Annotated in this window: 7 protein-coding genes; all 7 read right to left on the bottom strand. The window is 42.8% G+C overall.

Going from position 1 to position 6,672, the window contains the following annotated elements:
- Window positions 1-596 (bottom strand): spore cortex biosynthesis protein YabQ (gene yabQ / locus ACH0QE_RS05905; RefSeq protein ID WP_415799767.1); only part of this gene is annotated, 596 nt, incomplete at its 3' end.
- Window positions 593-895 (bottom strand): sporulation protein YabP, encoded by a 303-nt coding sequence (gene yabP / locus ACH0QE_RS05900; RefSeq protein WP_023613305.1) that lies wholly within the window; start codon window positions 893-895, stop codon window positions 593-595. The genes yabQ and yabP, both read right to left, overlap by 4 nt.
- A gap of 87 nt (window positions 896-982) precedes the next feature.
- Complete coding sequence (locus ACH0QE_RS05895) at window positions 983-1,255, bottom strand: RNA-binding S4 domain-containing protein (RefSeq protein WP_041963900.1); 273 nt, start codon at window positions 1,253-1,255, stop codon at window positions 983-985.
- Between the two features lie 202 nt (window positions 1,256-1,457).
- Window positions 1,458-2,921 carry a nucleoside triphosphate pyrophosphohydrolase gene (gene mazG / locus ACH0QE_RS05890; protein WP_415799766.1) on the bottom strand — a complete coding sequence of 488 codons (1,464 nt, stop codon included), beginning with the start codon at window positions 2,919-2,921 and terminating at the stop codon, window positions 1,458-1,460.
- 24 nt (window positions 2,922-2,945) lie between these two features.
- Complete coding sequence (locus ACH0QE_RS05885; protein WP_415799765.1) at window positions 2,946-4,550, bottom strand: putative polysaccharide biosynthesis protein; 1,605 nt, start codon at window positions 4,548-4,550, stop codon at window positions 2,946-2,948.
- A 262-nt stretch (window positions 4,551-4,812) separates the two neighbouring features.
- Window positions 4,813-5,349 (bottom strand): stage V sporulation protein T, encoded by a 537-nt coding sequence (gene spoVT, locus ACH0QE_RS05880; RefSeq protein ID WP_415799764.1) that lies wholly within the window; start codon window positions 5,347-5,349, stop codon window positions 4,813-4,815.
- A gap of 342 nt (window positions 5,350-5,691) precedes the next feature.
- Window positions 5,692-6,672 (bottom strand): TRCF domain-containing protein (locus ACH0QE_RS05875; protein ID WP_415799762.1); only part of this gene is annotated, 981 nt, incomplete at its 5' end.

Below are 6,672 nucleotides of genomic sequence, written 5' to 3'. Positions count from 1 at the left end.
GAATAATTCTTTACTATATTTAGAAATCCTGCCAATTTATTATATAACTTCTCGACGCTTTTTTTAACTGTTTTCGGCAAAAGTTTCCAAAAAAGTAAGAATATTATTTTAACTGGTTTCCAAATGAAATTGTTTAACAGCCATAGTAAAACGGCAAGAAGCCATTTTCCTAGAGCGTAAAGGCCTCTTCCCGTCAAAAGCAATAGTGATAAGGCGGTGGCAGCCAGAAACTGGAGCGGCCTAATCACAAGCATCCTGATCGCCTTCACGATAAACACATACACGTTGATTGTGATGGCAATGGCCCGCTCAAGCAACTTAAGGTATATATTTTTAAAAAGACTCTGGTACGCTGCAAAGCCGCATAACAATGCCAGGAAGATATAAAAACGCAATTCTCCCATATTCACTGAAAATAAGACATAAAATATCGACAGACCCTGGAACACCCAAAACAAGATGTCATTGATGAAGACAATCCATGACTTTCGTTTTGACCTTTTCAGAAAACGATTATGGGTATCAAGCGAAGCTCCGAATAGAGTGCCCATCCATATCATGGCGAGCATGGTCAAAAATTGGGTCGAAAGCGTCATCGAAATAACTTGCTAAAGAAGCCTTTAGCCTTCTCCCCATGCTGGTCATCAAGGTAGACCAGGTCAAAGATTTTCCCTTTGATCGACACAATTCCTTTGTCGACATCCAGATTCTTCATTTGGAGATTCTGTCCCTTGATCGCAAGGAATCCCATGACAGTCTCTAGTAAAAACTCTTCATTGTCGAAGCTTTCAACCTGCTTTACTCCCGTAATATCAAGTGTCCGTCTGCCTCTCATCACTAAATCGTGGTCTGGCAAATTACTTTTTGTCTGGTTCGTTTCATAGTATTGGCTCATCATTACCCCTCACAATCATAATGCACTTTTGTACATGTTTATGATTGGATAAGGGAGAATAGAACAAGCCTTCACAGGAAGCTTAGCTTACTCTTCATCATCTCCAGGAATTCGCTCTTCCCCAAGGATTGTGTACATTTCTGCAGCCTCATCCTTGCGTGAAGTTTCCTGGATTCTTTCGATTTTCACGGAAACAACCTTTTGTCCGAACCGGATCGCCAGTTCATCACCTGCTTTTACATTCGTACTTGCTTTCGCAGGCACACCATTGACGGAGATCCTCCCCTGGTCGGATACTTCCTTCGCCAATGTTCTTCTTTTGATTAATCTTGATACCTTTAAAAATTTATCCAGCCTCATCGTATTTAAACCCCTTTTTTCTTATTGGTTTGATTTACCTATGCTCTTTTCGTAAATTTTGTTGTTTCCACACTCATCTGGTTTTTTTGAATACTTACGCATATCATTTAGGCAGCATCTTCGAAAAGAGCCCCAAACCTTTAAGAATGCGGCTTAGTGTAAGTGTTTGAAAAGCAACAATTAATGTGAAAACAGCCTTTACCTATAATCCTTGTGTTTTCGCTTCCTCCCAGAAAGCATCCAATTCATCCAATGTATAATCATCGACACTCCGGCCATTCTCTGCTGCTTTTTGTTCGATATAGGCAAAGCGGCGCATGAACTTCCGGTTGGCCTTGTTCAGTGCCTCTTCAGGATTGATGTCATAGTGCCTTGCGAAATTGACGAGTGCGAACAATAGATCACCGTACTCCAACTGGATATCTTCCTGAATGCCATTTCCATTGATTTCTTCGAAAAGCTCTTCGATTTCTTCCTTTACCTTATCAAGAATCGGGGCTACCGTCTTCCAGTCGAACCCAACTTTAGCAGCTTCCTTTTGCAATTCATATGCCTTAAGCAGATTCGGAAGCCCTTTGCCGGCTCCCTCCAGCATGGATTTTACGGCACCGCCTTTTTCCTGCTCCTTGATCTCCTGCCAGTTTTTCAAGACCTCAGCTTCATTTTCCGCCGTTTTGTCTCCGAACACATGAGGATGCCTGCGGACCATTTTTGCAGACAGGCCTTCAATAACATCATCGATGGTAAAATAGCCCTCATCCTCACCAATCTGCGCATGCAGCATGACTTGAAGCAGCACATCCCCCAACTCTTCAATCATATGATCGATATCATCATTATCAATCGCCTCTAGTAATTCATATGATTCTTCAATTAAATACTTCTTTAATGTTTGATGAGTCTGCTTCTTATCCCAAGGACATCCATTCGGACCGCGCAGTTCTGATATAATTCCACGCAGCTTCAGAAAATCCTTGTATAAAATTTGCTCATTTTCAACAGGCGGGACATAAACAGACGTCAAATTACTAAGTTCCATCTCCCTGTCGAGTTCAAATAATGGAACTTTTTTAATAACTTCCTCACTGCTTCCGGCAGCAGTCACGATGTATACCTCATAATCATCAGGCAATTTTTCCATAAGCGTCAGCTTGACTTCAGATGCAACGAACGCATCATACACCTGTCCGATAATTGTGTGACTCTTTAGCAGTAAATCTTCTTTTGACAGTGCGGTGCCGTCAAGCAGTTGAAAACCTTCGATCGGATCAATCGTCAGTGACTGGAACATGGCATCGAGGAAGCTCTGACCGCCGCCAATTTCAATTTCTGTATCCCGCTTTGGCCCTCGTTCGAGCAGGAGCTGCACGGTTCGCTCTGCAATCAAAGGATGTCCAGGAACTCCATAGGTTACAGGCGCTTTTTCTGCTTCTGCAAGCAAAATCTCTGTTATCTCTTCATAAACATCCGAAAACTGGTCATGTTTTTCATATACGTCATCGAAGGATTGAAACTGCAATCCTTCCTTCTCAAGCTCGGCGACTACCGGATGCTCCTTTGTCCGCAAATACAGGTTTTTCTCCTGCTTCAGCTTTTTATATACACCAAGCGGCAGCTGGTCAAGGTCACCCGCTCCCAGTCCGATGATCAATATTTTATTAGTCATATCCACACTTCCTCCTTCAAGGCTCTATTTAGAGAACAACTGGACAATTCTGCTGCCAAATGGCAAAGTTACTAGTTCTTCTTCAGTCAAAGCCCTGGTTTTTATTAAAATAAAAAAGTAAACAAGTGATCCCACGGCCACTGAGCTTAATGCCTGAAATATAGCTCCGAGCCTGTCTGGTTCGATATATCCATATCCGAAATCCGTTATAAATAAAAATAATCGCAAAACGACAGCCATCACTGCTGAGGAAAACAATATTTTCACTATAAAGACAAGCGATAGAACAGGCTGCCCCAGCTCACGTCTTAGTTTATAAATCAGGATAAACATGACAGCCAGCATCGCAGCCAATGTGGCGATAGCTGCGCCCATTGTTCCAGCAATAGGGATGAGCAATAGGTTTAATATGTATTTCAATCCAAATCCCGCAAGAATGACCGCCGCCGGATAAATGGACTTATCAAGCCCCTGTAATATACTCATAATCGTCAGGATAACAGAGCCTAATAAAATCATCAGGCTGAGTAGTCCAAGAACATCGGATCCATTTGCATTCTCAAACAGCATGATATTTGCTGGAACGATGATGCTGTATAAGCCAACCGCCGCCGCCGCGCCAAATATCAGGCTTGTCTGAAGCGCAAGCCTGACTTTGGGAAGGACTTTTTCCCGCCGATTACTTGATTTATCACCAGAAATCGCCGGTACAAGGCTTAATGACATCGAGGTGGCGACAACTGTCCCAAGCTGGATGAGCGGCTGCCCTCGGTCAAAAATGCCTTTGGCCGATTTTGCTTCCTCTGCAGTCAGTCCCGTTGCCAGCAATGAGGCATACATATTCAACGAATCTGCCAACTGAAGCAATATTAACAGCATCCCACTAATGCTTATCGCAAATCCCTGAATGGTAAGTGCTTTTACGACCCAGGCTGCGTCCCTAAATAGATCCCTAATATGAAAACGCGTGAAGGGATTAGCTCCTCCATTTTTCAGATAGAAAAAGCCGAGAATTAAAACGGAAATGACTCCGCCGGTTATTGACCCGAACACAGCACCGGCACCAGTGATATAAAGAGAGAAGCCTTGCTGTACCAGGACCGCTGACAGGATCAGAATAGTCGCAACACGGATGAATTGTTCAGAAACCTGGGATATCGCAGTCGGAACCATGTTTCCCTTTCCCTGGAAGTATCCCCTGAACACAGAGGTGAACGGGAAGATCAGGAATGGCACGGAGACGACCTTGAATAAAGGCTTTAGTTCAGGGTCACCGATTTTTTCGGCAATCCATCCAGAACCAAAATAGAAAAACAAAAAGAACAGTAGTCCAACCATGCTGAGGAAAACAAGTGAAATAGCCAAAAGCCTATCCGCCCTGCCAGTATTCCCTGCAGCCTGCTGCTCTGTATAAAGCTTGGATATCACAACTGGAAATCCGTATGTAGATAAAACCATGACAATGCCAAAAAAGGGGTAAACCTGCTGATAAATATAAAAACCAATGTCCCCGACAATATTTTGGAACGGGACACGGTAAACTGCGCTTAAAATTTTTGTAACAAGGGCTGCCAAAGTAAGAATCATGGCTCCCTTCATCAGTTCCTTTGAATCTGCAACGGGCTTCATCGCCCATCTCCTTCCAATTATCATTTTCCACCGTATTATATCACAAGGGCGAAAGTGACGGCTTCATGCGTGACAGGCAACATCAATTTGTTAAAAGGATGTAACACAGAAAAGCGCAAGCGCCTTGGTCAGACCCGACAAGCGCTGGAGCTGGAAACTATTCTTCGTGCAAGAAACTTATACTTCAAAACACGAAAAGAGGCAGCTTTGTCAGCTGCCCTTTTAGGTAAGATTATAAATCCGTAAAAATCAGGAATCTTGATTATTGCTCCATCTGTCTTGCCAGGAAGCCTGCAGCTGTTTCAACAGCTTTTTGTTCCACGTCACCCAATGATCCTTCTTTAGAGAAGATTATTACTGCCCCGATTGGATCTCCGTTTGCAATGATTGGCCCGATTGTATAAGCAGATACAGGCTCTTCATTCCCCTCAACAAGCGAGATGTTAGTCTGCTGGTTCACAAGGGACGAAGTGCGGTCTTCCATCGTCTTTTCAACAAGTTCACTGATGTTTTTATTCAAGTAGTCCTTCTTGGAACTTCCAGCTAATGCGATATAAGTATCTCTATCGCAAATCAATACCGGGTTGCCTAAGCTATCATATAGCGCTTCTGCATACTCCTTCGCAAAATCGCTCAGTTCACTGATTGGTGAATACTTCTTTAAAATGACTTCACCATCACGGTCCACAAAGATTTCCAGTGGATCCCCTTCACGAATACGAAGTGTTCTTCTAATTTCTTTAGGGATTACGACACGACCTAAATCATCGATTCGACGAACAATACCAGTTGCTTTCATCCAACGTTGCCTCACTTTCATCTGATGATTATTTTTTTAGGTAAGGTTGTTTTTGTATTAATTGTTGCTTATCGGAAATAATCCTTTTGTCGAAGGTATACGAAATGAGCCTTCGATAATGATATTGCCTTTATTAATCAACCTTACCAAGATTTGAACTTAGTATCTTTCATATGGAAAGTTCTATACACTTCTCATTATTATTTTCTTTGAAGTGATAAAGGTGCCAAAAACGGATAAACCTTCCAGCTAATAATTGCGTACACACAAAAATTACCCTTGTCTATCTTTTTTGAAACACCTTATCATTTTACATTTAGATTACAAATTATTTCCAAATGGTTACGATACTGTATTTTCCTGTTCTTTTTGGGAGTCATGAAGTCCCTTAATCATCTCGAAAGTAATGTCGAACCAGCGCTCGTTTTTCATGCCTTTCGTATGGACGACCATTTTCAGTTTTTTGCCATCCATTCCAAGCCCCACTGCATTCCTATATTGGCTGCTTAGCTTGAACACCTTCTGACCATCAATTCTGCTGCTTCCATCATCTGTTAAAAGAATCGTTACATCCTGCTTAGCCTGTTTAATTGTTTCCACACCTGCTGTGATTGCATACACCTTAAGTTCTGCTACCTTAAATAGGGTGTCCACCTCTGCAGGGTAATCCCCGAACCTGTCGGTAATTTCCTCTTTCAATTCATCGATATCCTTCAATGTCTCTATACCACGGAAACGCTTATACATCTCGATTTTCTGGTGTCCATCAGAGATGTAGCTATCAGGTATATATGCATCAAGTTCAAGATCGATTTCAATCGAAGGCTTGCGCACTTGATCCTTCTCAGGCTTTCGCTCCTCAATTGCTTCCTTGAGCATCTGTGAATACAGATCAAAACCCACTGAGTCGATAAAGCCATGCTGCTGGGCACCGAGCAAATTACCGGCACCACGGATTGACAGGTCACGCATCGCGATTTTAAAACCAGAGCCCAGCTCAGTGAATTCTTTGATTGCCTGCAGGCGTTTTTCCGCAACCTCAGTCAGAATCTTATCTTTTCGGTATGTGAAGTAGGCGTAGGCCACCCTGTTTGAGCGTCCAACCCGTCCTCTTAGCTGATAAAGCTGGGAAAGACCCATTTTATCCGCATCGTATACAATCAGTGTATTTACATTCGGAATGTCTACACCTGTCTCTATGATTGTCGTGCTGACCAGGACATCATATTCTCCTTCAAGGAAACCAAGCATGACAGATTCCAATTCATTTTCGGTCATGCGGCCGTGTGCAAAAGTGACACGTGCATCAGGCACAAGCATGGA

The organism is Mesobacillus sp. (assembly GCF_047739415.1).
Lineage (GTDB): Bacteria > Bacillota > Bacilli > Bacillales > Cytobacillaceae > Mesobacillus.
The sequence above is the reverse complement of the archived record's forward strand: the minus strand, read 5'-3'. Positions and strand labels throughout refer to the sequence as shown.